This window comes from Halomonas sp. GFAJ-1 (assembly GCA_002966495.1).
Classification (GTDB): domain Bacteria; phylum Pseudomonadota; class Gammaproteobacteria; order Pseudomonadales; family Halomonadaceae; genus Vreelandella.
In genome coordinates, this window is the sequence record CP016490.1 from 357,770 (window position 1) to 384,148 (window position 26,379).

At 53.4% G+C, this 26,379-nt stretch carries 19 protein-coding genes; 4 read left to right on the plus strand and 15 right to left on the minus strand.

Features of this window, described 5'->3' with window-relative positions:
- Nucleotides 1-189 precede the first annotated feature (189 nt).
- A complete protein-coding gene (locus BB497_01605) occupies nucleotides 190-1,917 on the plus strand; it encodes a histidine kinase (protein AVI61493.1) in 1,728 nt (575 codons plus the stop codon).
- On the opposite strand, the gene BB497_01610 is transcribed toward BB497_01605, so the two are convergent.
- The 8 genes from BB497_01610 to BB497_01645 form a co-directional block, all read right to left on the minus strand.
- Nucleotides 1,914-3,824 carry a hypothetical protein gene (locus tag BB497_01610; protein ID AVI61494.1) on the minus strand — a complete coding sequence of 637 codons (1,911 nt, stop codon included), beginning with the start codon at nucleotides 3,822-3,824 and terminating at the stop codon, nucleotides 1,914-1,916. The two genes, BB497_01605 and BB497_01610, sit on opposite strands and share 4 nt — an antisense overlap.
- Entirely contained in the window at nucleotides 3,808-5,079 is a 1,272-nt protein-coding gene (locus BB497_01615) for a hypothetical protein (GenBank protein ID AVI61495.1), read from the minus strand. The genes BB497_01610 and BB497_01615 overlap by 17 nt, the downstream gene beginning before the upstream one ends.
- A gap of 26 nt (nucleotides 5,080-5,105) precedes the next feature.
- Nucleotides 5,106-7,172, minus strand: coding sequence for a hypothetical protein (locus BB497_01620; protein ID AVI61496.1), 2,067 nt, complete (start codon nucleotides 7,170-7,172; stop codon nucleotides 5,106-5,108).
- Between the two features lies 1 nt (nucleotide 7,173).
- Entirely contained in the window at nucleotides 7,174-9,021 is a 1,848-nt protein-coding gene (locus tag BB497_01625; protein ID AVI61497.1) for a hypothetical protein, read from the minus strand.
- Nucleotides 9,011-9,541, minus strand: coding sequence for an oxidoreductase (locus tag BB497_01630; protein ID AVI61498.1), 531 nt, complete (start codon nucleotides 9,539-9,541; stop codon nucleotides 9,011-9,013). The genes BB497_01625 and BB497_01630 overlap by 11 nt, the downstream gene beginning before the upstream one ends.
- Before the next feature lie 347 nt (nucleotides 9,542-9,888).
- Nucleotides 9,889-12,456 (minus strand): hypothetical protein, encoded by a 2,568-nt coding sequence (locus BB497_01635; GenBank protein ID AVI61499.1) that lies wholly within the window; start codon nucleotides 12,454-12,456, stop codon nucleotides 9,889-9,891.
- A gap of 46 nt (nucleotides 12,457-12,502) precedes the next feature.
- Nucleotides 12,503-13,624: a histidine kinase gene (locus BB497_01640; GenBank protein ID AVI61500.1), complete on the minus strand. Its 1,122-nt coding sequence runs from the start codon at nucleotides 13,622-13,624 to the stop codon at nucleotides 12,503-12,505.
- Nucleotides 13,625-13,687: 63 nt separating this feature from the next.
- On the minus strand, nucleotides 13,688-15,751 hold the full coding sequence (locus BB497_01645; protein ID AVI61501.1) for a diguanylate cyclase: 2,064 nt from the start codon (nucleotides 15,749-15,751) through the stop codon (nucleotides 13,688-13,690).
- A gap of 141 nt (nucleotides 15,752-15,892) precedes the next feature.
- On the opposite strand from BB497_01645, the gene BB497_01650 reads away from it, so the two are divergent.
- The 3 genes from BB497_01650 to BB497_01660 all read left to right on the plus strand — a co-directional run bounded on the left by BB497_01650 (nucleotide 15,893) and on the right by BB497_01660 (nucleotide 17,533).
- Entirely contained in the window at nucleotides 15,893-16,246 is a 354-nt protein-coding gene (locus tag BB497_01650; protein AVI61502.1) for a hypothetical protein, read from the plus strand.
- A gap of 56 nt (nucleotides 16,247-16,302) precedes the next feature.
- On the plus strand, nucleotides 16,303-17,010 hold the full coding sequence (locus tag BB497_01655; GenBank protein ID AVI61503.1) for a DNA-binding response regulator: 708 nt from the start codon (nucleotides 16,303-16,305) through the stop codon (nucleotides 17,008-17,010).
- Nucleotides 17,011-17,164: 154 nt separating this feature from the next.
- Nucleotides 17,165-17,533 carry a transposase gene (locus tag BB497_01660; GenBank protein AVI61504.1) on the plus strand — a complete coding sequence of 123 codons (369 nt, stop codon included), beginning with the start codon at nucleotides 17,165-17,167 and terminating at the stop codon, nucleotides 17,531-17,533.
- A gap of 631 nt (nucleotides 17,534-18,164) precedes the next feature.
- Here BB497_01660 and BB497_01665 read toward each other — a convergent pair.
- From BB497_01665 to BB497_01695, 7 genes are all read right to left on the minus strand, one after another.
- Nucleotides 18,165-18,488 carry a hypothetical protein gene (locus BB497_01665; protein AVI61505.1) on the minus strand — a complete coding sequence of 108 codons (324 nt, stop codon included), beginning with the start codon at nucleotides 18,486-18,488 and terminating at the stop codon, nucleotides 18,165-18,167.
- 342 nt (nucleotides 18,489-18,830) lie between these two features.
- The gene (locus tag BB497_01670) at nucleotides 18,831-19,142 is read right to left on the minus strand and encodes a hypothetical protein (GenBank protein ID AVI61506.1); all 312 of its coding nucleotides are present in this window, start codon (nucleotides 19,140-19,142) and stop codon (nucleotides 18,831-18,833) included.
- A gap of 101 nt (nucleotides 19,143-19,243) precedes the next feature.
- Complete coding sequence (locus BB497_01675) at nucleotides 19,244-22,441, minus strand: DNA breaking-rejoining enzyme, catalytic core (protein AVI61507.1); 3,198 nt, start codon at nucleotides 22,439-22,441, stop codon at nucleotides 19,244-19,246.
- Nucleotides 22,434-23,813: a hypothetical protein gene (locus BB497_01680; GenBank protein ID AVI61508.1), complete on the minus strand. Its 1,380-nt coding sequence runs from the start codon at nucleotides 23,811-23,813 to the stop codon at nucleotides 22,434-22,436. Before BB497_01680 ends, BB497_01675 begins: the two co-directional genes overlap by 8 nt.
- A gap of 42 nt (nucleotides 23,814-23,855) precedes the next feature.
- Complete coding sequence (locus tag BB497_01685; protein ID AVI61509.1) at nucleotides 23,856-24,923, minus strand: hypothetical protein; 1,068 nt, start codon at nucleotides 24,921-24,923, stop codon at nucleotides 23,856-23,858.
- Nucleotides 24,924-25,518: 595 nt separating this feature from the next.
- Nucleotides 25,519-25,887, minus strand: coding sequence for a transposase (locus tag BB497_01690; GenBank protein AVI61510.1), 369 nt, complete (start codon nucleotides 25,885-25,887; stop codon nucleotides 25,519-25,521).
- Nucleotides 25,888-25,921: 34 nt separating this feature from the next.
- Nucleotides 25,922-26,275 carry a hypothetical protein gene (locus BB497_01695; GenBank protein ID AVI61511.1) on the minus strand — a complete coding sequence of 118 codons (354 nt, stop codon included), beginning with the start codon at nucleotides 26,273-26,275 and terminating at the stop codon, nucleotides 25,922-25,924.
- Between the last annotated feature and the right edge of the window lie 104 nt (nucleotides 26,276-26,379).

Sequence of the window (26,379 nt, forward strand, 5' to 3'; positions counted from 1 at the left end):
TAAGAAGCACTTTGAAGCAGTTTAAGCTCCTATTTCTCATTACCTGCTCAGCAATACGCATTCAGGTCGACGTATCGCAACTTTGAACGTGGACGATTTGTATTGGGCGAGTTTCTTGACACTTGTTCACGTTTTGACTCAGCGCCATATGGCATACTTAAGTTAGCCCCCATCAGCGAGGACCCATTTATGCTGACAAAGACCATCGAGAAGCAGGCGCTTGAACAAACTATCTTGGCATCTATTACGATTGATGAGCGAAACCGGGTTGTTTTTTTCAATGCCGCGGCGGAAACGCTATGGGGCTATGCGGCCAGGGAGGTGCGAGGGCAAAACGTGGCGATGCTGATTCCGCAAGAGATGCGGAGCCAGCACGATGGCTGGGTCAACCAGCACCGTCAAACCGGGCGAGATCGCATTGTGGGCAGTTCCCGCGAGGTGCAGCTAGAGCGAAAAGATGGGTCGCGGCTTTGGGTGCGGCTTTCACTCTCTAAGTTAAAACATCGCGGTAAAAAGTTTTATAACGCCTTCGTTCAAGATGTCACCGCAGAAAAAGAGGCACGTGAGAGCATTAGCCAAACCCTTGAGCAAGCCGTTGATGCCGTGGTTTCGATTGATGAAAACAACAACATTCAGTTTTTTAACGCTGCTGCGGAGCGTATGTGGGGCTATCAACGCCAAGAGGTACTCGGGGAAAACGTTAAGATATTGGTTCCCGATATTCACCACGCGCACCACGATCACTACATCGACCGTAACCGCACCACAGGCGAAGACCGGATTGTAGGCACGTTTAGAGAAGTGGAGTTTAACCGACGTGATGGTACGCCTCGTTGGGCGCAGCTATCGGTCTCTAAAATTCATCTAGATGGCCGCATTTGCTACACCGCGTTTTTAAAAGATGTCACTGAAGAGGTTAAACAGCGTAAAACCTTTGAAATTTTATCGCTGGTGGCCAATAAAACAAACAACTCGGTCATTATTACTGACCCAGAAGGCCGTATTGAGTATGTGAATCAAGGGTTTTCACGCTTAACCGGCTGGGGGTTAGACGAAGTGCGCGGCAGAAAGCCGGGCGATTTTTTACAAGGCGAAGAAACAGACCCCGAAACACGCCAACGTATTAGCCAAAAAATCCATCAACACGAGCCCTTTTACGAAGAGATCCTTAACTACGCAAAAGATGGTAGCAAGTATTGGATCAGCCTCTCGATTAACCCCGTTCATAACCCAGCGGGTGTCTTAGAGCGCTATATCTCCATCCAGGCCAACGTCACCGAAACCAAACAGCTAGCCCTCGCGTTCACACGTAAAATCAATGCGATCGGCGAGGCCATGGTGATTATTGAGTGGGGTAGCGAGTGGCAGCTCACCGAATCTAACCGAGCCTATGAGCGTCTTTTTGCGCATGACAGCGCTTACACAGAGGCATTTAAAGCGTCCTTAACACCGGACGTATTAGAGGCGATGGAGAAACAGGATGTCGTTAAGCACTCCGCTTCTTTTGCGGGGCCTGATGGGCCGCTGGCGTTCACGTGTTACTGGTCAGCGTTAAAAACCATTAGCGGCGCCGTTCAGGGCTACGTGGTGTTTGCCGCAGATATCTCCGATCAAAAATCGGCATACACCCAAACGCTTCAGGCAATGGATGACGTGCTCTCGTCGAGCCAGCAGATCTCTAGTGTGATTAACGCTATCAATAAAATTGCGACACAAACTCAGCTACTCTCACTCAATGCCACTATTGAGGCCGCCCACGCAGGCGATGCAGGCCGTAGTTTCGCGGTGGTCGCCAAAGAGGTGCGTCAGCTAGCGCTGAATGCACATACGTCTGCCGCTGAAATTTCTTCACTTGTGCAAGCCTCTCAAGGTCAAGTGAAACAGCTGGCCAGTGCGATCAGCCGTATTCAAGACTAAGACCCTGCGTAGCGCGCAAGGCAGCGCGCTAGCGCCTGAAGGTCGATAGGCTTATCTATGTAGCCGTTTACACCAGCGTGTCGAGCGCGGATGCGCTCTTCGGTGACCACGTTGGCTGAGGCGGCCAGGATGGGTAGCGTGTCGTGAAACTTGCGGATTTGACGCGTGGCTTCGAAGCCATCCATCACCGGCATCTGCAAATCCATCAGCACCACGTCAAAGAGCTGCGCTTGGCAAGCCTGCACTGCTTGTTGCCCATTGTCTACCAGCGTCACGTGAACGCCTAAACGGGTAAGGAATTTATTCAGCAGCTTTTGATTAATGGCGTTGTCTTCGGCTACCAGCACGCGCATACCGGTGAGCGCTACCGGCTTATCGAGTGCATGACTGTCTTCCGGTGGCGTCGAAATAGCAGGTGGCAGTGTGACGCTAAACGTAAACACGGTGCCTTTACCAGGCTGTGAGGCAACCGAGATATCGCCTCCCATCAGTTTGGCCAAGCGCTGGCTAATCGTCAGACCTAAGCCGGTACCTCCATACATACGCGTGGTGGAGGGGTCGGCTTGTGCAAACGCGGTAAATAGCTTCGCCAATTGTGCACGCGTCATGCCAATACCGGTATCACTCACGCAGAGGCTAAGCCGGTACTGTTGGTGTTCATCTTGTTGGCCGCTTAGCGACACGCTGATGCTGCCTGACTCGGTAAATTTCAGCGCATTGCTCACTAGGTTTGTTAACACCTGCTGGATACGCAGCTCATCGCCGAGCAGCATGGTGGGAAGCTCGGCATCGAGATGGGTCTCAAAGCGTAGGCTTTTTTGCTGCGCGCTATGTAAGAAGAGGTCTTTCTGCTGCTTCAGAAGCGCTGCAAGTGCAAAGGGACGTGGCTCCAGCTCCAGCTTCCCCGATTCTATTTTCGAGAAGTCCAAAATATCGTTCACAATCCCCTGTAACAACACAGAGGCCGACGCAATGCTTTCTATGTACTCGCGCTGCTCATCATTCAGCGGTGTGCTGTTTAACAGCTGACTAAAACCAAGTATCGCGGTGAGTGGCGTGCGTATTTCGTGGCTCATATTGGCGACGAACTGGCTTTTCGCAAGGCTTGCCTGCTCGGCTTTCTCTTGGCGCTGCTTGCGGTCGGTGATATCCGTGGCAATCCCCACTAATCGGCGCTGTTGAGGGGGCAGATGTAGACGTAACGGCACTTTGGTTGTTTGGAACCAGCGCTGTATGCCCTCCTGGTCGGTGAGTGCCTCTGCAGGAATCAGTTTGATTTGTCCATTCTGCAGCACTTCGCGGTCAGCCTGTAAAAAAGCCCCAACTTCATCTTCGGTAGGAGAAAGCTCGGCATCCGTTTTACCAATGATACTGTCAGGTGCGCCGCCCATGGCCATATTGACGCTGTAATTTCCCAGCAGGTAGGTGCCTTCCCAATCTTTTACAAAAATAGGATTAGGAATGACGTCGATGACTTGTTGTAAAAAGTCTCGATCTTCCTGCGCCTGGGATTCCATGGCCAAACGCTGGGTCGCATCGCCCCCTGAGGCAAAGACACGTCCCTCAAATGCCCGCGCCTGCCACTCCAAGGCGTGGTATTCACCACGAGCATCGATGAAGCGGTGTACAAAGTTGATGACCGGCTCACCTTTTGCTAACCGCTCGAACGCGGCCAAGGTCTCGGCATGATCATCAGGATGCAGGTAGTCAAATGCGCTGTGCCCCACCACCGCATTTGGCGCATAGCCTAGCGTGTTTCGCCAGGCGTCGTTGACGCGCAAAATAACGCCCTGGTTATCGGTAATGGCCATTAACGAGAGCGATACTTGGAAAAACATCTCCAAGTCGCGGTGCAGGGCAGTTTGCTCGTGGTGGCTGTTTGAGTTGATACTATTGTTTTGAGTCATGCGCTGCTCCCCATGACCCTGATACCGGCTCTGACCCAGAAGAGTCGCTCAACAACGCTTCTGTCCATGCCACCGCAGCAAGGTAGTCTTCGTTAAAAAAATCAACTAGGGCGCTATTAAGACCACTCACGTCTCCCACCTCAAATCGCTCAACCAACGAGAGCAGGCGGCCCAGGTTACCTTCACGACTTATCAGTGCCTGTTTCACGTCCTCTTCCAGTGGGATAGAGTCCACTAGTTCTTCCACAGAGGCACCTTCAACACGACCAATCAGTGACAAAAGTCCTAGCGTAAACGCCACGTCACCCTCAACATCGCTCAGGCGGCGGGCGATATAGCGACAAATCGCGGCACGAATAATCACCTGGCGCAGCTGCAAGCGCTGAACCGGGTCATTGCGTGACAGCGTCATCGTCATCACCATGGACTTCAGGCGCCGTGTGCCTAAAAGCTGTATTGCTTCCCGCAGACTGCTCACGGGTCGCACTAGATTGGCATGGGCAGCGGTATTGAGCTGACGCAGCACTAAATTACACAGGTGCGGGTGCTGCGCCAGCAAGCTTTCCAGCCTAGCTTGGTCAGGGTCTGAGCACGCCAGCTCCGCCAGCAGCTGCATTTCGGCGGCCGGGTTGCTGGAGCGTCGCGCATTGAACGCCTGCACGTGGTTAGGCGGTGAGAACACATATCCTTGGAAAAGCTGAAACCCTGCTTGTTTGGCTTGCTCAAGCTGGTCACGCTGCTCGACAAACGTGGCAATCAGCGTAAGGCCTTCACCCTGATAGCGAGTAGCGCGCACGTAGGCATCCTCACGCCTGATATCGACCTTTACAAAATCCGCCACGACCATAAGTGCTTCACCCTGCTGGTCCAGCAGAGTATCGTCCAAACAGATACGAAACCCCTGCTCTCGCAGGTTGGCAAGCCTTGTGATCATTTCGTGCTGCTGGCTTGGCTGATGGAAAAGCTGGGCAGGAATATCCGCTACGAGCTGCTGGGGCGATAGCGGCATAATCTCGGGGTTAATCACCCACTCACTGGTGGCATTAAAAAACAGCTGGCGGCTACCCACCAACGCTTCTAAGCCCACCTCGTAAAATGCTGTTGAGCAAGCGCGCGCGGTTGCCAGCAACGGGTCATCGATATCCGCATGACTCGCCCCTGGCTGGGCGCGGTACAGTAGCTTGTCTGCCACATGGAGAAAGCGCCTATCACAGATGGGCTGAAGCGCTACGCTATAGGCGTCAGAACTCACCAATTACCTGTCTCCCCATACCTGTTTATCTATGACGTTTGCGTTAAGTGGTGCTCAAGCACGTGTTGCAGGCGCTCTATATCGACAGGCTTGGTCATATAGTCGTTAAAGCCTTGCTGTAAACCGCGCTGAATATCGCTGTCACTGGCATGTGCTGACACAGCGACAACGGGCAGATGCGCCGTGCGGTGATTAGCCCTGATATGTTTTAGGGCGGCATAGCCATCCATACCGGGCAAACTAATATCCATCAGTACAAGGTCATACGCATTAGCGTCAAGCTTTTCAAGCCCCTCCTCTGCCGAGCCTGCTAGGTCCATACGCCAATGCCCGCGCGACGCGATGATTTTTTCCATAAGCCGCTGATTGATGCGGTTATCTTCAACATATAGCAAGCAGCGAACGGCCCTATCACCCGCCCCAAACGCAGTGCCTTGTTTGTCACCGGTATCTGCCGCTGGCGCTAGCGCGCTAGCGGGTAAGGCGCGGCATAGCCAGAGCGTAAAACACGCGCCTTTCTCTAGCGCACTCACTAAGGTGATGCGCCCGTTTAGGCTCTTTGCTAAGTGGTTGGCCAAGCTTAGCCCCACGCCTGTGCCTTCTACCACGCCCATACCCGCATCAAGGCGATTAAAGGGGACAAAGACAGCCTCATGGTGAGCCGGGGCAATCCCTTTGCCTTGATCGGTAACGGCAATGCCAACCTCTTGCTCCCCCTCAACTATCGTAAGTGCGACCTGCCCACCGTCGGGCTGAAACTTAATGGCATTGCTCACCAGCTGATGAAGAATACGCTGAATACGCAGCCGCTCCCCGTTTGCCCATACAGGGGTGGCAAGGTCACAGATGATGAGAATTGCCTGCTGTGCTGCCAGCGGTTGAAAATGGTGTATGACATCGTCAATGACGTCGGTCAACTGCACCGGCATTTGGGGCACGGGTGAAGGCGCTTGACCTAAGTGCGCAAAGTCGAGCAAGTCGCTGATTTGTGCCAGTAACTGCTGGCCGCTTTGTACAATATGTTGGGAAAACGTGGCGACTTTGGGCGGCATGTCGCCCTTTAACCGCGAGAGTAACTGCGCATAGCCCAAAATACTGTTAAGCGGCGTGCGCAGTTCATGGCTCATCGAGGCCAAAAAATCATTTTTGGCGCGGTTGGCACGTTCAGCATCATCACGGGCGGCCTCCAGGTGGCGCACCATCTCTTCACGCTGGCGGCTATCGCGGTACAGGTTAATTAGCAGGCCACAGGTCACCAGAAAGGGCTTCAACTCATCAGCCAGCGTCGTGCTATACCCTTGGCTGGCATTGGCGACGCCAATCATGCCAATAAGCTGGTCGTTGTCGTAAATAGGCAACCCTAAAAAGTTGTAGATCGCAGGGTGGCCCGGCGGAAAGCCACCCCGGTGGGGGTGCTGGTTAAGTTCATTCGTTAAGACGGTTTCACCGTGGGCAAAAACGCGCCCTAAGAGACTCTTCGGGTTGGAGAGCATCATCTCCCCTGAGCGCAGCTTTTCCATAAGCTGACGCGACTCCTCACTCCAAGAGAGGTCTGAAATGGCATGAATACGTAGGCTGGGCACTGCATCGGCACCGCTTACCACCTCGCCAATCAGTGCATATTCACTGTTGGTAATGCGCTTTAACGCATCCAGAATAAACGTCCATCGCGCGTCTTCTTGTTGCATTTCACGGTAGTTCGCCACCCCTTGGCGAAAGACTTCCAGCTGCGTTTCTTGCCGCACTTGCTGCGTTCTCTCCTCCAAGGTGAACATAACCCCATGATGAGCGTAGCAAGGCTCGCCCAGCGCGGTACCGTGGAGGCTAAAGTGCCGCCCTCTAACCGTCGTCTGCACCGCTTCCAAACGGCCACCTTGTTGATAGCACTGCCACAACACTTTTAACGGATGCGCAAGCGGAACCGGCATTGCAAGTACAGCCTCATCAAATGAGCCTGGCGCTTGCTTGAGCGCCATCAGTTCACAGGCAAGCGTATTGGCTGCCCAGCACTGTCCGGCTGCTGAAAATGCCATGGCGGCGTTGGGCAACCCTTGAATACTGTCGCAAAGTAGCGTGGTGGCGGCGTACTGGCTCATATCAATCACTTTGTGCCCGTAAGTGCTGTTGAATAGCACGACATAACACTTCGGTTTTAACAGGCTTAGTAATCACATCCTGCATGCCAGCATCTAGACAGCGTTGACGGTCTTCAGGCATAGCGTTGGCCGTCATGGCTAAAATTGGCAAGGTCACCCCCCTAGCCCGTAACTGGCGTGTTGCTTCTACGCCATCCAGAACGGGCATTTGCATATCCATCAATACAAGGTCAAATGCTTCGCTCGCCATTCGCGCCAGCGCCTCTTGGCCGTTTTCAGCCACTGCCACCGTATGCCCCATTCGGGTTAGCTGCTTACGCGCCAACATTTGGTTAACGGGGTTGTCTTCTACCAGCAGCAGGTGGCCCTGCAACCTGCTCGCTTCCTCGGCACTAGGCACCACAGCGGGTACCGGATTTGCGGCGTTCAATGTCAGCTTAAAGGAGAATCGGCTGCCCACCCCTGGCGAACTCTTTAGCGCAATACGCCCGCCCATCGACGCCACCAGCCGCTGGCTAATCACCAGCCCAAGACCCGCCCCTTCACGACGGCGAGCCAGCGAGCTATCGACTTGAGAAAACGGTTTAAACAATTTCTTTTGCTGCTCCTGGCTCATACCGCAGCCGCTGTCAGTGATACTGAACAGCACCGTGATATGCCCGTTAGCCGCTTGCCCAGACACCTTGAGGGTAACGCTGCCTTCCTCAGTAAATTTAAATGCGTTATTCAGCAGGTTCATTAAGACCTGGCGCAGTCGGTCGGGATCTGCCTCCACCCAGCCAAGCGGTGCAGGTACCTCGCAGTGAAAAGCCACCTGGCTATGTTCAGCGCGCAGTCGGTAGCCGGTGCTCAGCGTCTGTAAAAATTCATCGAGTGAAAAGCGCCGTGGTGACAGCGTTAGCGTTCCGGCAGCAATTTTCGAGTAATCCAGAATATCGTTAATCACGGTGGAGAGCGCATCGGTGGTTGCACGCAGCGTATTGAGATACTCGCGGCCCTTGGCCGTTCGCACAACCTCTTGCTCCAGCAAATCCGTTAAGCCAACAATGCCATTTAGCGGGGTGCGGATTTCGTGACTCATCACGGCCATAAAGTCGGACTTTGCCTGACTGGCCTTTTCAGCCTGCTGCTTAGCGGTATATAGCTGGACGTTGGTTTCTGCCAGCGTGCGCTGGCGCGACTCCAAGGAGAGCCGCTGTCGGCGCAGCTGAAAGATCAAAATCAGCCCTGCTAGCATGGTGAGCGATACCAGCAGCAGTGAAGCGCGTATTAGCGTCTGTAGGGCTTCTCTATCGCGCTGTCGCTGGCCCGTAAAGTAATGGTTGGCCTGCAGGGCAAGCGCCCCAGTGGCTCTTTGAACATTGGCCAGGGTATGGTCAAGCGAATCACGCTGCTCGGCTATTGAGGCGGGCGTGAGCGCGGCAATTTGGCTATCCAGCGCTTTAATCGCCTGTAGGATGTCATCGACAGAATATTCACGCATCGACACCTTGCGTATCAGTTCCGCCACTTGACCGCGATCGATCACTTTCAAACGGCTATACAAAATATCGTAGGCCAACAGCAGCTCTGCCAGGTTGTCTGGCGTGGCGCGCAACAGCGCAACGCGCACCGCTTGGGTTTCACGATCGAGCTGATAAGACGCCCACAAGGCGTCCTCCAGAAGCCGCTTATCCGACGACTGGTGTTTGTGCAGGGCAATGCCACCCAAGGTCAAGGAGGCTAAAAACAGCAGGCCAATGCCCATCACAGACAACAGGCGCTGACGAATCGCCGACTGCAAAAACGTAAGAAATCGTCCCATCATGCTGTCGACTACCTGCGGTTGAAAGCGCCGCTCAGTCAACATCGACAAGCAAGCGCGTCACTTGCCAGGCCGAACGGGCGTAAATGGTTTCTTGGTGTAAGCTGCTATCGCTATCAAATGGGTAGATCACAAAGACAGGGCCGTGCTCACGAACACTCATCGGCGTATCGTTAGCGTGGGTGGCAAAGATAACGTCATAGATATAGAAGTCCTCCACCGGGATTTCGACTTCATAGCCATTGATGGCGACTGCAATCACCGTCTGGGCTTCTTCTGCACCCACAGCTTGCAAGACAGCGCGCGCCAGCGGCCCTGTAAAATGCAGAGCTTCATCGTGCCAAGGGGTGGAGGTGATGGTGGTGTGACGTCCTAACGCCTCCAACATGGCATGGTCAAAGACCGCCTCGTCCGCTTGATTGGTTACGCTAATCTGGCCGCTAACGGTGAGCACGGCTGGGCCATCAGGGGCTTCTAAGGCAACGCTGGGCATGCTGGCCGCCAGCAACAAAAAGGCCGTGCCTGCTAACCATGGTACATGACGCATCATACGCTGTGAGACCATTATTCTTACTCCCCCAAGGTTGAGCCGCTCTGCTGACGGGACGTTTAGTGATGGCGCGAGCAGTGCGTTTGACGTGCCATGCTCGCTTTTTCAGCGGTGGATATAGCACGTCATTAAATGAGTCAATTAACCAGTTGGTAACATACTGTATTCAGCCACCAGTGGCTGCAGGGGAATTGCAAAGCTTTGCAAACACTGCCTTTGTAAACATCTCCTTTGCAAGCATAGCCTTTGTAAAAACTGTCTTGGCGAACATTGGCTTTGCCAACACTGCCATATTGTGTGCCAGCGCTAACACACCTTGGTAGAAAGGAGGGAAGGTGAAAGCGCCGAACCGCCTAACGCGTTTAAAGCACTTCTTGCAGCGCAGACTCCAAGGCAATCAATGCCTGTGAGAGCGCAGCGACGTGCGGTTCCAGGGGGCTATCAGCGCGGTTATCGGACGTTAGCGCCGTTAATAGCGCTTCGGCACTGCGCTGGGCAGGCACGGCAACCAGGTTTTCTAACAACGCAGAGAGTGACGCCAGCGGCATCTCTAGGCGACCCATTTGGGACGGCTCAACAAGCGCCTGCTCACAGCCTAAGCGTACCTGACGAAGCTCCGTTAGCACCAAGCGCATCAATGGCTTAATGCGCTGCGCATTGCCACCCAGCAGGGAAACGGTGGCCGGCCAGTCTAACGCTTGAGCATCCGCTTGAGGCGGCTCGTTTGTGCCAGGCTCAGAGAGCGCACTGTCATCCGCCAGTGCTAAAAAGCTTTCCAGCGTCATGGCCTTAGCAGCGGGCTGCAAGGGCGTGGTGGGCGGCGTAGACGGCGGACGATATACCCGCCCTATTTCGCTTCTCAAGCGTTCTAAATTAATCGGCTTGGTGAGGTACCCCTGCATGCCTTGGGCGAGGTAGTGCTCCTGGTCACCCTTCATTGCGTTGGCCGTCAGGGCAACGATCGGCGTTGGCGGTTGACCATGCTGTTGTTCTAACAAGCGGATAGCGTGTGTAGCCTCTACGCCGTCCATCACCGGCATCATAATGTCCATCAAAATAACGTCAAAGCGCGTTTCCTGGCACTTGTCTAACGCCTCCTGTCCGTTATTGGCCAACTCGCAGCGAGCATGCAGCTTGTCTAATAGCTTCAATGCCAGCTTTTGGTTAATAGGGTTATCTTCCACCAGCAGCACCGAGAACGGCAGCTGGGGCAGCAGCGGTTCCTCTACCGTATTGGGTGACGACAGCGGGGCAGCGTGTGTAGCGGTTTCAGAAAGCACGTTTTGCAGGTCGTTCAACGTCAGTGGCTTAGTGAGATAGCCAGGAATCCCCAGCACCTGGCAGCGCCGCGCGTCCCCCGTCACGGCTGATGACGTCACCAAACGCAGCTGCTCAGGCACCACCTGTTTCTCTTCGATCAGCCGCGTGGCTAACTCATAGCCATTCATCCCCGGCATGTGGACATCAATCAGCACAAGCGTGAACGGTGGCTCGTGGGGGGCTAGCTGGCGCAGGCGAAACAGCGCTTCAGGACCGCTGCTAAATATCTCAACGTCTACCTTGAGGGCTTGCAGCATTGCGCTGACCACCCAGCGATCAACGGGTTCATCTTCGACGTACAGTACGCGGTGGTGACGCGGATCAAATCGCAGGACCGGGGTAGATTCCGGTGCCGATGCCAAAGCGAGCGGCACCGTAAACGCCATACAGGTACCCTGGCCGAGCAGGCTAGACGCTTCGATGTGCCCTCCCATCAGCTCCACCAGTTGGCGTGTGATGGTGAGCCCCAGGCCGGTGCCTTCAAATCGACGGTTAGCGTTGCTATCAACCTGCTCAAATGCCTCAAAGACGCTGGCTAGCTTATCCTCCGGTATACCAATGCCTGTATCCGTGACGCTAAAGGTGAGCCATACCGCCTCGTCTGGCTGAGGCTCCGTCGAGAATGGCGCCAGGCGAATGTCCAGCTGTACGCTGCCCTGATCGGTGAATTTAAGCGCGTTCCCCAGCAAGTTGGTGAGCACCTGCTGGAAACGCACCGGGTCCAGCATCACGTAACGCGGCACTCCCCGCCCCAAGTGGTATCGAAGCTTAACGCCTTTAATCAGCGCTCTGGGCGCTTGCGCTTTAATCACTTGCCCCAGGTAGGCGTAGAGGTCGACGCTTTCCAGGCGTAAATCGAGCTTATTGGCTTCGATCTTGGAAATATCCAGCAGCAGGTTAATCATTTCCAACAAATGTTCCGCACTCAGCCGCGCAAGGCTCAGGTACTCCTGCTGCTCTTTTTCAAGCGGTGTCTCCAGCACCAAATCGAGCATACCCATCACCCCGTTCATGGGCGTGCGAATCTCATGGCTCATGTTGGCCAGAAACTGGCTTTTCGCTACGTTGGCGCTTTTTGCCTGTTGAACTTGGTGCAGCAGTTCCTTTTCGTAAAGACACGCTCGGGCAGCGTTGGCCAGCTTCTCCATAAGCTTGGTCAACGACATAAGTAGACTGTGCGAAAACCCTTCACCTTTACGATAAAGAATCAGTAAACCGAAGTGGGGCAGCGACATTACATAACGCTCTCCTGCACCATCAAGGTCACAGACCCGCATGGGCAAGCTCGACGTAAAGGCGGCTTGCTGATCGTCGGTTTCAGGCAGGAGCAGACCATCGATAAACGCCAGATGTTCCGGCTGCCGTTTAAGCGTGCGCGGAATACACAGCGCGCTGTGCCACTCCAGCGTACCGGTGGTGTGTGGCAGTGCCGATGTGCTTTGCGGTACGGTGCTATTGTCTTGTGCATAGCTGAGTACGCAGGCACTAACGCAGTTAAGCACACGCGCCATGGTGCTCACGCTCTGTGTGAGCATCGGCAACAGCTCTAGGCTTTGCCCGATCGACAGCGAAATTTCGTAAAGAAGATCGCCTTCTGCCAGCTTATTCACGCGATATCCAAGAGAGTGTTGATGGTGTAACGGGGTATATCATGGATTAACCCAGCGCGCCTAGCACCACGGTCTTGTTATAAAAGGCGAGATAATCGCTACCGCTATTGGCGATTTCCCCCAGGGTAAAGGCGCCAAAGACATTCTGACCTCGGCTGACCTCCTTCAGCTCATGGGTAATCATGTCGTCTAGAAAAAGTACGCGAGAGATACAGTCAATCAGCAGCAAATCAACCTGCGCCCCCGGTGCCAAATGCGCCGTAGCCTGGCGATGGGCACAGGCGGCGGCTCCCATCAGCGTTCCCGGATTGCCATGCAGCAGCGTCACGCGACACCCTTCCGGCACCTCTCCTACGCAGGTAATTTCACCCTGGGCATTCATCATCAGTGGATCGCGCACAATCAGCTCAGCATCGTAGCGGGCAATACCTAACGGGTAAGACTTAGCAATCGAGAAGAAGTTATCCGCACTGATCAGCTGACCACTATGGGCGCTTATCAGACGCGCATAGATCTGTGCAGCAGGCTCCCAGTCAATACTCTTCACCACATTACGCTCGCTACTGGTGACGGTGAAGGCATCGCTGATGGGCTTCCAACCGTGGGCAACACCAATCACGCTCGGCATCGGTAGCCGTACAACAAGCGCAGCATCCTCTTTTAAGCCTATAGGCGTAATCAGGCAGGGCCGCTGTACAAAACTTAACGACCCAGCGCCGCCGCCAATAAAGTTGTGCTCCAGCCCGAACGTAAAAAACAGGCTTTCAACAAACGCGCTAATACGCGACGCCAAACCATCTACCACGACAAAATAGGTCTGCGGCCTCTCGTCTTCCGGCCATGTTGCTTCCAGGTCGGCCAGCGCCTCTTCGAACTGCGTTTGCTCAGCGCTTAATCCCTCTACCACGCCGATGCTTGGCGCACTGTTCAAGCCGACTAGAAGCGTTCCCTGACGATAATTCGCGCCTTTATAGGCAATCTGTGGGAAAACGCCACCTAACACCGGCAAGTGCGACGCCTTTAAGCAGGGGTCTACCGCGCTGGGCGTCCAGCCATTATCGTCACAGGCGAGGACCAAAATCGCTTGAACATCCTCTTGAGATGCCAGCGTCTGCAACGCATTAGCAAATCCTTTTACCGTACCGCTGGCATCAAAGTGTTGTTGCATATCGCTACCTTTGTTCGTCGATATTGCGCTTTCATCAGTGGATGGCGTATAGATGACCCACGTTCAGCTCGCCGTTACGCTAACCAACTGCTGCTGCAAGAATGCCTGGCATGCCGCTGGCTCCATCGGCCTTGCAAGTAAAAAGCCTTGTACTTCGTCCACATCCAGCGCATCCAGGTAGTCGAGCTGACGCTGGTCCTCAACCCCTTCGGCAATGGTTTTCAATCCCAACCCTTGGCTGAGCGCAGTAAGTGAGCGCACAATCGCGCGGTTCTGACGGGACTGGGCAATCTCAACAATGAAGCTGCGGTCAATTTTTAAGGTATCCAGCGGGAAGCGCAGCAAATACTCATAGGACGAGTGCCCCGTGCCAAAGTCGTCAATGGCCAGCCTAAACCCCATCCCCTTGAGCTTATGTAAAATCGCCAGTGTCGCCTGCGGATTGCGCATGGCGGTACTCTCAGTAATTTCCAGCTCGAACTCCTGCGGCTTGTGGCCATAGCTCGCCGCATGCCGCGCGATATGCTCTGCAAGCCCTGCTACCTCAAACTGACGGGCAGAAATATTGATGCCCATCACCACCTGGATTCCCTGCTGCTTCCACTGGGCCAGCTGGCGGCTCGCCTCTTTGGCGACCCAGTCCCCCACGTCAATGATCAGCCCACTCTCTTCTAACAGCGGGATAAAATCAGCCGGTGAGATGACCCCACGGGTCGGGTGGCGCCATCTCAGCAGCGCCTCAACCCCCACATAGCGGCGGCTTACAAGGCTCTGCTGGGGCTGGTAAACCAGGAAAAACTCATTGTTATCCAAGGCTTTTCGCAGGTCATTCTCCAGGCTCAATGCATCGACGTTCTCAAAAGCATGCGCGCTTTCGTATAGCAACAGCGTTTGATTGCCACCCTGCTGACGGCAAAACCGCTGCGCTAACAGGGCCGAACGCAACAGCTCATCACCGCTATGGCCGTTGCTTGGAAAGAGGCTAACGCCAGCGGTGAAGTCGACAAATATCTCTTCGCCTTTAAGGCAGTAGGTGCCTGCGAGTGGCAAAAATTTGTCGCGGCAAAACACCGGCGCATCGCGCTCGTCAAGATGAGGCATAGCGACGGCAAAGGTGTCAGCTTCTAAACGGCATACCAGTGCATCCGGCACGCTCTGCTTTAGACACTGAGCAAACATCACCAACAGCTGGTCGCCAGCCTGAATCCCCATCGCATCGTTAATGCGGTGCAGGCGGTTAACGTCGATCACGCTCACCGACCAAACCTGCTGTTTTGCACTGCTCAAGCGCTCATTGAGCAGGTTAAGAAACAGCCGACGTTTAGGCAGGTCTGTCAGCTCGTCGTGCTCTGCCAGATAGAGCGCTTTATCCTCAAAGGCACGTAGCGCGGTGACATCTTGAAAGGCACCGATCAGCTTGTGCTCCTCGGTTTTGGCCGCGCTCTGTAAACGTAGGATGCGCTCCTCGTTGCCCAACGTCAGCGTCACTTCAAGGTTAATACCCTCGCCACTGCGCTGGGCTGACACCAAGGCGGCCTCCAAACGTAAGCGGTCTGTCTGCCCAACCAGTGACAGCAGCGCTTGGCCGCTCTCCGGCAGAGTCTCGCAGCGCAGCACCTCTGTGGCTCCCTCTGACCAGCTCAACGTATCGCTTTGCTCGTCCCACTGCCAAAACCCCAGGTGCGCTAAGCGGCATGCGCTTGCCTGCTCAATTTGTGTTTCGCGTAGGGCTTGCTCGCGCGCCGCACCGCGCAGGGCGTATTTCACCCTTTCAGCTAACAGCGCAAGATTAATTGGCTTGGTGATAAAGTCCGTGGCCCCAGAGCTGAACGCTTGGTCAATAGACGCCACATCGTCCGAGCCGGTCAGCATGAGCAGCGGCTTATCGCGGTTACGGCTACCCGTTTCGCCATTGCGTACGGCTTGCACAAACTCAAACCCATTGCGCTCCGGCATATTGACATCAACCAACACCAACGCAGGGCTGTGCTGCACCATCAGCGCTAGCGCGTGTTCCACACCGGCTGCCTGCACCACGTGGTAACCGCGCTTTTTTAGCCCTGACGATACCAACAGGCGCAGCGTAGGATCGTCATCGATGACAAGCAGCGTTTCAGCAGGCGCCATACTTACCTCTATTATTTAGGATCTTTAAGAATTACTTTACGCTGTCGAACTAGTTAAATGTGTGAATCTTTGTCAATATCGCCATGGCGGTTAAAGTTGCGACCGCATATGCCCAATACCGTCGAGAAGAGAGCTTTGCTTGTGACACTACCTCTAGAATCCTTGCGAGAATTTGATATCGACGCTGGTCTTGTATATGCCGACGGCGATCAAGAGCTGTATCTTGAGGTGTTGGCGATGTTCCATGAGCAGCTTACCACCGAGTTTGCTGGTCTGCCCCAACGGCTAAGAACTGACATCACTACCGATTTAGCACGTCAAGCACATACACTTAAAGGATCAGCAAGCTCAGTAGGTGCTACCCATATTGCAGCGGCTGCACAGGTGATTGACCAGCAGATTAAAGAGGGTAAAACCTCTTTGGAGGTTGAGCTGCTGGACCGGCTACACGCATCCATTCAGTCAGCGCTTCACGAGCTCAACTCTGTCTTATAGCCACAGGCACCCGTCACTGTATCCGTGCACTAGGCGGTGGGCGGTAAGGTAAAAAGATGCATATTGGTATATTAGAAGACGATCCAATCCAACGACGCTTCCTCGTCTCGGCACTTAAGGACTGGGACGAACCACGGATTCAGTGCGATAGCTTTGAGCGTGCAAGCGAGCTTTTGAAAGCAATGAGCAAGCAAACCTTTGATCTGCTGATTCTCGACTGGTTCCTACCGGATGCCGACGGCATGCAGCTCATGAAGCGCTTGCGTCAAGATCTTGGCTGGCCCGGCCCGGTGCTTTTTATTACCGCCAGCCAGGGTGAAAATGATGTTGTGATGGCGCTCGAGAGTGGCGCTGATGACTTCCTTACCAAACCCATACGCCCCGCAGAATTACGTGCACGGATATTCGCACTCGCTCGTCGTGCCGGACTTAACAAAGACATTAGCGACGCCACCCAGGCATTTGGCGCTTACACGCTAGCGCCGAGCCACCACACCATTACCGTAAACAACACGCCCGTTGAGCTCACGGCCCGTGAGTATGAGCTTGCTGCGCTTTTTCTCTCCCACCTTGGCCAGCTCTTCTCCCGACAGAACATACTGGAAATGGTGTGGGGGGTGCGCGCAGACCTCTCCACACGCACAATCGACACGCATATCAGCCGCCTGCGGAAAAAGTTATCGTTTGACGGCACTTATGGGCTGCAGCTTAAAAGCGTCTACAAGTACGGCTACCGCTTAGAACACAAAGAGGTAGCGGTCTAAAGCCAGAGATCGACCGGCGTCACGCTAGCTGTTTGTCTTATATTCCAGCACCTGACACTCAGTGGTTTATCCACAGATCGGATTGGAGCTAGGTTTTGTACGAAAAGCCTTATCTGCTAACTTTACCTATGCAAAAGCAGCATAGGGGAAAACAATGGTCGGACGTTACGAGATTTCTGATGACGGCTGGGCACAGATCGAAGATATCGTGGCTCCCCCTCAAACCATGGGCAGACCCAGGCGGGATGACCGGAAAATGCTCAATGGTGTCTTCTGGGTACTGTGCTCTGGTGCTAAATGGCGTGATTTACCCGAGCGATATGGTCCTTGGTCGACGGTTTATGACCGGTTCCGCAAGTGGCGTGATGACGGCACCTTTGAAGCGGTACTTTCTCGCTTACAGCTTAAGTTACGTGAAGATGGGCTTATGGATCTAGACACGTGGATGATCGATGCCACTTCCGTGCGAGCCACACGCGCTGCCGCTGGAGGCGGTAAAAAGGGGGTTCAACAGAACCGCTAGACCACGCGCTCGGCCGTAGCCGCGGCGGTTTAACAACCAAAATTCATTTGGTTTGTGATCGTCATGGCTGGCCACTGGCGTTCACACTGTCTCCTGGTCAAGAGGCAGATTCTCGTCACTTCGTTGCGACATTAGAGAGCATTCATCTACCAGGTGGCGTCGGGCGTCCTCGCAAACGTAGTCGCTATGTGGTGGCTGACAAAGGATACGACAGCGATGAGCTGCGTCATTATTGCGACAGGCACGGCATGAAACCCGTGATTGCTCAGCGCAATATGCACCGAAGAACCCGGCCTGGGCTACCTAGACGGTTCGATAAACCGAAATATCGGCAACGGAATGTGATAGAACGCTGCTTTAGCTGGCTTAAAGAATGTCGCCGGATCGCCACACGCTATGAAAAGCTGGCAAGTAGCTTTAAGGCGATGGTATTCGTGGCGTGCATCGACCGTTGCTTGCGAGCCAACTTTTCGTACAAAACCTAATCTGACTACCTTCATGAAAGGTTTTGACACGCCGCATCAGTGGAACAGCACTTCATATGCAATCTGAAAGACTGCCCAGGGTCGAAATCTGCCTAAAGCAACCCTCTGTAGCCGATCCAAATAGAGGAGTAACCACTTATCAAGATTTATGCATTCCTGTCGCGGAAATAGTCATCTGTTGCCACTATTCCCAGACGATTATCTGTATTTAAGGCTCGCTCTCTATCGCTATCTTCGCTGAACAAATTTTGCACGCGGCGTTCTTGTTTGAAGTAGGCCAGCGCCCTAAAGAAACAGCTTTCGCACAGGTGAACTTCATAACGTTCGCCATCGTGTTGAGACCCATAGCCCCAATGTGCCTTAAGGGTGGCGTACTCAAGATTTTCATCTGTTACACGCGTTGTGGTTAGGCATACATCGCACACCACATCAGTGACGGCCTTGACTTCTACTTTTTCAGTCACTTTCATTGCTCTGCTCCTTGCCTACCTACAATGTGCTCACTGACATAGCATATGCAATGCAGGCCTATCCTGATTCATTTTCATCACTTAAGTGAGTGGCAGGGGCAAGGGCTTCCCAGTCATTAACACTTACAGGCTCAAATGGCAGTTTATATTTGCCGACCGACCCTTTAAGCCGCTGCAGAGAGTCACTGCTTTTGTTTACATCACTAAGCGCATTAGATTTTTCCATCTAAGTGCCTCCTGTAATGCGTGCGAGGACATGAATGCATCATCGCAATAAACTCATTAATATTAATCCACCACATGCGCTTTGACCACTGAACCGCACAGGGCTACCGGAGACTCCTATCTTGAGAGGGTGGAGTAGATCCTGGTAAGTACCATTGCATCGTCCCAAGCCTGCAGGGCAATCGCACGTAAAGAAGGTTTCTCATTCCAAACCAAGTATATGAGCGCGGTATTTATCTGAGCTGGCCACAAGGGTTCGCTTGGTCTTGAAACCGGATCCATGCGAATCAGGTTGAGCGTTAACCGCTTGAGAATGACCATTTTATGCCCAGCTTCCGCCGTTTGTGCCCGCATCTGGTCATTGGCAAAGGTCACATCCAGGCACCAGTGTTGCCGAACCGCTTTGGCCAGCTGGTCGGCATCTGGCACTAGGCTGCTGAGATAGTAACGGCTCTCATGTTCTGACGTCCGCGTATTGACTCGATAACGGAGCAGCAGCTTAGGACCAGCGGGGGAAGTGTCGCCTCTTCCTACCTCACTTTAGAGTTATCATGTTGGGCGACCGTCGCCATTACGATGCACGCCATCACCAGCACATAGCGTACTGGGTAGCCGCTTCGAGAGCGCTTATTCTCATTAGCCACATAGAACGTTACGTTTCCCGTGCCCAGCGGTTTTGAAAAACGGTTGCCTGGAGGCTTAGATTGCCATTCCACCTTATGTTGATGCGAGGGTAGTCGCTTCTTCCACTCGCTGAGCTGTTGCAGGCCAGATAACGGCGATTGAACACTGGGAGTTATTTCAATGAAGGCTTTCACACGAGCATTCAGACTTAGCACCCAACTCACGAAGGCCAGGCCGTCATCGGCATTACGAATCCATACGTGGCCGTCGGTGGCACGGTGATAGCGATAGAAAAAGCGTAGCTGCTTACGCAATTCATCTGGATGCTGCTTTAACCAACGCGACCAGATCGCTTCATACATCGCATTGATCACTGGACGTTCCGCAAGAGAGTGCGGCATCGGCAACCGTGGATGGGCGCGACTGCTCGGTGTCGGCTGCTTGCCTTTCGTCATCTGATAATGACGAAAGGCGCTTTTCCCCCGCCGCGTGGGGACTGTAAGCACACGCTGCGCGCAAGACGTTAGCCGCTCTGCCTCGCCTTCACACAAATTAAAAATATGTTCAACATCATCAAAACCCCATTGATACAAAGCATCCATCGCCGCAGCAACCTGTTCTAAAGATAGTTGACTTAGGCCTTGGCGCTCAAGCAACACCTTCTTTGGTAACTCAGGATAGGGAGTTAACGGCTGCTTGGTAACGTCTATGACAGAGCACTTGGGAAAAGCTTTCTGAAACCATAGTGGCGGCTTTTCACCGTATCGCTCTTTCCATTTACGCAGTGTCGCAGGCTTGATTTGGATTACGTTAACTAAAGACTCCAACTGAGCAATTGCGTGATTCGGAATACAGTTATCCACAGAAACAGACTGCTTGTGGCAATAGTGGTCAAGGAGTAGGCAGGTGAAATGCAAGTAGCTTCGTAGTGTCACATCGGGCGATGCATGCCCCATCAGCTGGGCGATAAAATACAGCCCTGATCGCGTGGGGCCACCAGAGAGCTGTTCCCAAAGTGCGTCATGATGAACAGGCGTTGTCCACGTTATCTCTACACCATGAAAAGAGAGCAGTAGATAATTGGCCAGCGAGTGTCGCAAATGGTGAAAGCGCAGACTGTAATCCCCGGTGATACGGCGCATGGCTTCGTGAATTTCAGCCTGCACCTGATCATCGTGTAGGGGCGCCACTGAACCACCGCCTTCACCGAACAGCATGACGCGGCCATGGCTGGCCACTGCATACCGATTGGCGACAAAGGCTTTAAAGCCTTCCAACTCAGTATCTGTCAGCAGATGGTGTAGAGGTAACTGTCTGCGTGAATCATGGCTCTTGATGCCGACATAAGTATTGTTGCGAATCAGAAGCGTCACGTCAGTAGACTCCATCTCAGGATGGAGTAAGACATCGTCCAGCTGAATAGACAGCGCTTCTCCGATCCTGAGGCCGGCACGAAAGCCGAGCACAAATATCCAATAACGAATCTGCCCCATGATGTTAGTCATCCGGGAGGCCAGATGGCTCGCTATTAAACGGTACTCAACTTCTGACACACAATTGGCATCAGCGTGATGCGCAGCAGCGGACTCGCCGTCAGCTAACGCCATAGAGACGCTTGCCACCCCCTGATCAATGACGAGAAATGAATGGAATGAGCGCAACACTGACCAACGGTAGTGGCGGTTTTTCTCTGTTTTGGCTTGCTCAACTAAAAGTTGATAAGACTCAACAAGTGCCTCAAGCCTATCCTGATCAATAGGCGTGTTTCCCATAGTCTGGAGTAGCGGCATGCTGACGCCTAGATACTTATAGAGTGTCGACTGCTTTCGCTTCTGCTTTTGGTGCAAGAACAGTAGCCAGCGGCACAGGCATTCAATAATGGGCGCCATACGCTGAGAAGCAACGACGGCACTTTCTAGTTCACGAGAAAGATCAGCAAATTTGAGGCGTTTCTGGTTTCGGCGCTTGTAGAGCATATCGTGTAACGATTTCAGCAGAGCCCGCCCTTCATACAGCGGTTGGTCACGCGCATGGCGCACGGTATCCCTTGCCGTTAGCCCGGGCCCGGCTGCTGTACATTTATCTCCTTGCTCGGCTTTTGGCTTGGTATGTTCTACGTACCCACCGGTAAGCAGTTGCTGCCAACGCTCTTCTGCAATCGACGTGCCTGGATGTTTACCATTTGCGCTATTCACTAAATAAGCCGGGACACTGAGGCGAAGAGCGGTCGTGGCAGCCTCACGAAACGCCGAAAGTGACATCTTTTCTGCCTTTAAAGCACCACAGAAATGCAGCCAAGCCGTCTGGGTATAAGCCCGTGCCTGCTGATAACCGTCACAACGTTTAGGGTGACCGAATTGATGGATATGGCGCATCAATACCGCCAAGGCGGGGACTCCTAACTGCCAGCGGCTACGTGGCAGTACTCTTTTTTTCCCTGGCATGCCGTCCGGCACCGTCTCATGCAATACCAGCCAAGCAGAAGATTCATGGATTGCTAATGTGCGGGTCGCCAATGGTAGTGCGCTCACATGCTGGCTGCCCAACAAGCTATCATTCGTCATCACATAATAAAGAAACAGCCCCCAACTGATCATGTCGGGCTCAAGTCGGCGGTGTCCAGTTTTTCCATTGCCATGTAAAAGAAGCGCTTGAAACGCCGGTTGTTGAATCACGAGGTCTGCATGTCGGCACCAGTCGCGATAAACACTTACCCTTTTGAAAGATGACGGTGTGAAAGGGCTTGCTGCTGGCCTGATCAAGTGCAACGGCGACGGAACCCGCACATCCCAACACAACTCCCGCTGCCCACGCGACAGCCCTAATGACAGGAAATTCATCTTATTGCGAATTTCAACGACCGAACGGTTGTCACCGGCTTGTAGGGCCTCTTCCCACTGCTGAGAGGTGTCTGGCGGCACATTAATATTTCGTTCACCGTGAACCAAACCGGGATGTGTTTCGTTTATCAGTTCCAGCACTGCCATTTGGTGTCGACGCCTATTGACCAGATGCTGCCGGTGACGCGCCTCAGCCCCTCCAGCCCCATCGGGAACTTGTATCAACTTCCATCCGCTCCACACTTCCAAGATATGGTCAGACATCGGCTAGCCCTTGCTGAACTGTCCACCCCGCTTCCCGGCGCATTTTATTGAGTACAGGCGCTAGCTCTCGAAACATCTCGACGGGAGTCAAAGTAGAGAAGGCACCAAATGGCTCCTGCCCTTGTTGAGTGTGCCCCATGAAAGCATTAACCAGTTCGCCACGAACCCCTTCAGCACGTAAAGCACTGCGAAGGTAATGCCGGCTGGCATTGACCGGTAGCGTAAAGACGGGCACGTGGCGCCGCAGATTCTCTGGAGAGAGCTGTACCATCTGCCAGCTGTCACTTATAAAGAACATTAGTGGTACATCTGGCTGAGGCTCACTCAACACCGCCTCGAGATGCTCATAGAGTGATGCTCGATGATAAAGCCGTGCCTGCAGCACTTCCAAGTGGCTCGCATAGTAACGTAGTTGCTCACGCAGCTCGGGCAGTAACCAAACTATACGTGCCTGACTCATCGCTTCGTCGTCCTTATCAGAGATAGTCAGAAAACCGGACGTGAAATCGATCTCTCTCCAGCGAAAAACCAGATCATTGACCGCACGGTAAACCGTCGCGAACAGTATCCAGAAAGCGATGTAACCCACGCAACAATTATGCGTTTGACGCCAACTCTCATCATTAGGCTGGAGACGCCTTGCTGCCCGCAGCTCGCTCTTCAAATGCTTAACAAGGCGTGTTAGCAATAATGGCTTGAGGTTCAGTTTACTGCCATGGTCACCGCAGTTTTGTACGGACTGCTTGAAGGCGTAGTAGTTTTTCTCTTCAACGCTGAGATGCTGATAAATACTGTTGCGCAGTGATACAGCAGCATTATGATAAAGTGTCTCAAGGTAACCAGCTGGCACGCTGTAATAGTGCGCAGCCACATCAGCGACAGTAAAACGGTGCCCAGTCAACAGGTAAGCGTCGACCCAATCGCTGGAGTGGCCGACTATCTCATCGAATAGCGCTTGACTGATACGGTGAGGAGTCAGCCGCATACGGTGGTTGCGGTTGAACTTTGAAACTGCCGCCCGCATTGCATTTTCAATGCCGCCATGATGCCATTCGGGAAACAATTCACGATATTTTGTCCGGCTCTTCCGCATCAGGCTGAGACGCGAGATAAACTTACCCATTCGTACGGGACTGGCAACCACTACCACCTCATCCACCAATGCAGGCGTGCTTTCACCGGCTGTATAGAGCAGTTTCTTGGCGTCGTCTTGGAGGCTGTTGCGCCACTCCGGCGACGGAATGGGCAGTACAAAGGCGTGCTCTTCAACTAGAAAAGCGAGTACGTCCTTGCGGTGTTTCGGTAAATCACGCCGATGGCTATACACCCGCATCTTTAGAAGTTGCTCAACGGGACGTCCGAGCCAGATCATCAATAGAAGCAGAAGGCCGGCAGAGACGTCTTCGTTATCGCGTTAGTCAAATCGCCCTCGGCCCGTAAATAGCTCAAACGCTGCTTTCGCGGCAAGTGCCAGTTCGACCCGGCTTAAACGAGCGTAGCGAAAAGGAAGCCGCTGGTTGGACTGACTGATATGCTGGATACGGCTGCTCTGGCGCCGGATCAAGTCTCTTAGATCAAACCCTGATGTGGGGGAGGCTTTACTTTCTGTGAAGGATACGGCACGCAGTGTCTGGGATTCTTTTGGATGCAGACCTGCGGCACGCTGACGACTTTGCGCCTGCTCATCACCGGCCGACTCCAACAGTTGTACCGACTGTTCTGGCCCCTCATGCTCCTCGTCATCCGAATCCGACATCTCAACGTGCCGTTCAATCGTTCGGGCCGAGTGACCACCGCCGCCCCCACCGTCTCTCGTCTTTCCCTTATGGCCAAGTACTTTTCGAACGAGCAGCTCGATACCTGAAAGCGGCTCAAGGATCTCGTCGCCCTTCAACAGATATTGTTTGTGATAGCTTTTTAGGGTGGTATCTATCTCTATCTCTACCAACAGCCCGAGGGGCTTCTTGCCATTGGCGATCGTACGGATATCACGACAAGCTGCGGTAATTTCGGAACCAATACGCGCTTGGTGTCGCTTTCGCTGAATGGCTGAGCACGCCACAACCACACCCATATGCTGCCAATAGGCATCATTGCCATAGCTTTCAGCATCGGAGGTAAGAATCAGCATCGCCCACTCAGGATGGTCATTGATAATGCCGCGCTGCTTACCCGACTGATCTAGCCACGACTCTGGGCAACTGTCGCGATCACACTCCTTCAGCACGGAGATAATCCGGACAATGTCAGTCAGGTAATGAAAGAGGCCTTGCTCCTCCTTTTTTTCGATCGCATCATCAAGATCCTCCCGAATTTTTTGGCTTCTTTGAACTGCCTGTAAAGCACGGTTCACGTTTTCCATAACTAGGAGAAGGTGGGTTAGATCATCCGGCGCTTTCAGCAGCGCAAGCAGCTTTTCTATTCTGGAAAGCTCCACGCTACTCAAAGTTGCCAATTTCTCCAAATCTGCTTGCATCACCATGTCACTGGGACTCCATGATCCGCTGGAGTTCTGACTTCCGCTTCCTTGAATGCGTGATGCGGTGCTCTTATAGTCCCATTAATGCCTTTAGATTGCGTGTGGACAGACTCTTAGGTTTTGTACGAAAAGTTGGCTCGCAAGCAACGGTCGATGCACGCCACGAATACCATCGCCTTAAAGCTACTTGCCAGCTTTTCATAGCGTGTGGCGATCCGGCGACATTCTTTAAGCCAGCTAAAGCAGCGTTCTATCACATTCCGTTGCCGATATTTCGGTTTATCGAACCGTCTAGGTAGCCCAGGCCGGGTTCTTCGGTGCATATTGCGCTGAGCAATCACGGGTTTCATGCCGTGCCTGTCGCAATAATGACGCAGCTCATCGCTGTCGTATCCTTTGTCAGCCACCACATAGCGACTACGTTTGCGAGGACGCCCGACGCCACCTGGTAGATGAATGCTCTCTAATGTCGCAACGAAGTGACGAGAATCTGCCTCTTGACCAGGAGACAGTGTGAACGCCAGTGGCCAGCCATGACGATCACAAACCAAATGAATTTTGGTTGTTAAACCGCCGCGGCTACGGCCGAGCGCGTGGTCTAGCGGTTCTGTTGAACCCCCTTTTTACCGCCTCCAGCGGCAGCGCGTGTGGCTCGCACGGAAGTGGCATCGATCATCCACGTGTCTAGATCCATAAGCCCATCTTCACGTAACTTAAGCTGTAAGCGAGAAAGTACCGCTTCAAAGGTGCCGTCATCACGCCACTTGCGGAACCGGTCATAAACCGTCGACCAAGGACCATATCGCTCGGGTAAATCACGCCATTTAGCACCAGAGCACAGTACCCAGAAGACACCATTGAGCATTTTCCGGTCATCCCGCCTGGGTCTGCCCATGGTTTGAGGGGGAGCCACGATATCTTCGATCTGTGCCCAGCCGTCATCAGAAATCTCGTAACGTCCGACCATTGTTTTCCCCTATGCTGCTTTTGCATAGGTAAAGTTAGCAGATAAGGCTTTTCGTACAAAACCTAGGCACCTTGATGCCGTGCGTCTTACGCAGCGTAATAGAGAGCTCTTTTAACTGTCGATAGACGCGCTCTTTCGCATCCACAGCCACAGGACAGTGCATCAGGCTATGGCTAATAAGCTCAAACAACGCTCCTCTGACCAAATCAGATTCGTGAGCATCTGTGATGCCTACCGAGATGAAGGCTTCTGGATCCAGCAATGCACTTACAGCATGAAACGCGCGAAAACCACTGACTACTTCGTAATGCCGCGAAACCTTTTGCACCGAAACCGGGTGGAAGATAAGTAAGGTATTGGCTAATTCAACATCCAACCATGACGACACGGGCAACTGATTGGCAACATCAATATTGACCCGTTCGATCTCACCGAGCGCCCCGGAAGGGGATTTGATCTTTCGATAGTGGCAACCTTGTCACAACATTCCTC

Excerpts from the sequence above, each read along its gene's own strand:
- BB497_01605 (AVI61493.1), top strand. The coding sequence starts at position 190 with ATGCTGACAAAGACCATCGAGAAGCAGGCGCTTGAACAAACTATCTTG.
- BB497_01610 (AVI61494.1), bottom strand. The coding sequence starts at position 3,824 with ATGACTCAAAACAATAGTATCAACTCAAACAGCCACCACGAGCAAACT.
- BB497_01620 (AVI61496.1), bottom strand. The coding sequence starts at position 7,172 with ATGAGCCAGTACGCCGCCACCACGCTACTTTGCGACAGTATTCAAGGG.
- BB497_01625 (AVI61497.1), bottom strand. The coding sequence starts at position 9,021 with ATGTTGACTGAGCGGCGCTTTCAACCGCAGGTAGTCGACAGCATGATG.
- BB497_01630 (AVI61498.1), bottom strand. The coding sequence starts at position 9,541 with ATGGTCTCACAGCGTATGATGCGTCATGTACCATGGTTAGCAGGCACG.
- BB497_01640 (AVI61500.1), bottom strand. The coding sequence starts at position 13,624 with ATGCAACAACACTTTGATGCCAGCGGTACGGTAAAAGGATTTGCTAAT.
- BB497_01645 (AVI61501.1), bottom strand. The coding sequence starts at position 15,751 with ATGGCGCCTGCTGAAACGCTGCTTGTCATCGATGACGATCCTACGCTG.
- BB497_01655 (AVI61503.1), top strand. The coding sequence starts at position 16,303 with ATGCATATTGGTATATTAGAAGACGATCCAATCCAACGACGCTTCCTC.
- BB497_01660 (AVI61504.1), top strand. The coding sequence starts at position 17,165 with ATGGTCGGACGTTACGAGATTTCTGATGACGGCTGGGCACAGATCGAA.
- BB497_01665 (AVI61505.1), bottom strand. The coding sequence starts at position 18,488 with ATGAAAGTGACTGAAAAAGTAGAAGTCAAGGCCGTCACTGATGTGGTG.
- BB497_01675 (AVI61507.1), bottom strand. The coding sequence starts at position 22,441 with ATGTCTGACCATATCTTGGAAGTGTGGAGCGGATGGAAGTTGATACAA.
- BB497_01680 (AVI61508.1), bottom strand. The coding sequence starts at position 23,813 with ATGATCTGGCTCGGACGTCCCGTTGAGCAACTTCTAAAGATGCGGGTG.
- BB497_01685 (AVI61509.1), bottom strand. The coding sequence starts at position 24,923 with ATGGTGATGCAAGCAGATTTGGAGAAATTGGCAACTTTGAGTAGCGTG.
- BB497_01690 (AVI61510.1), bottom strand. The coding sequence starts at position 25,887 with ATGGTCGGACGTTACGAGATTTCTGATGACGGCTGGGCACAGATCGAA.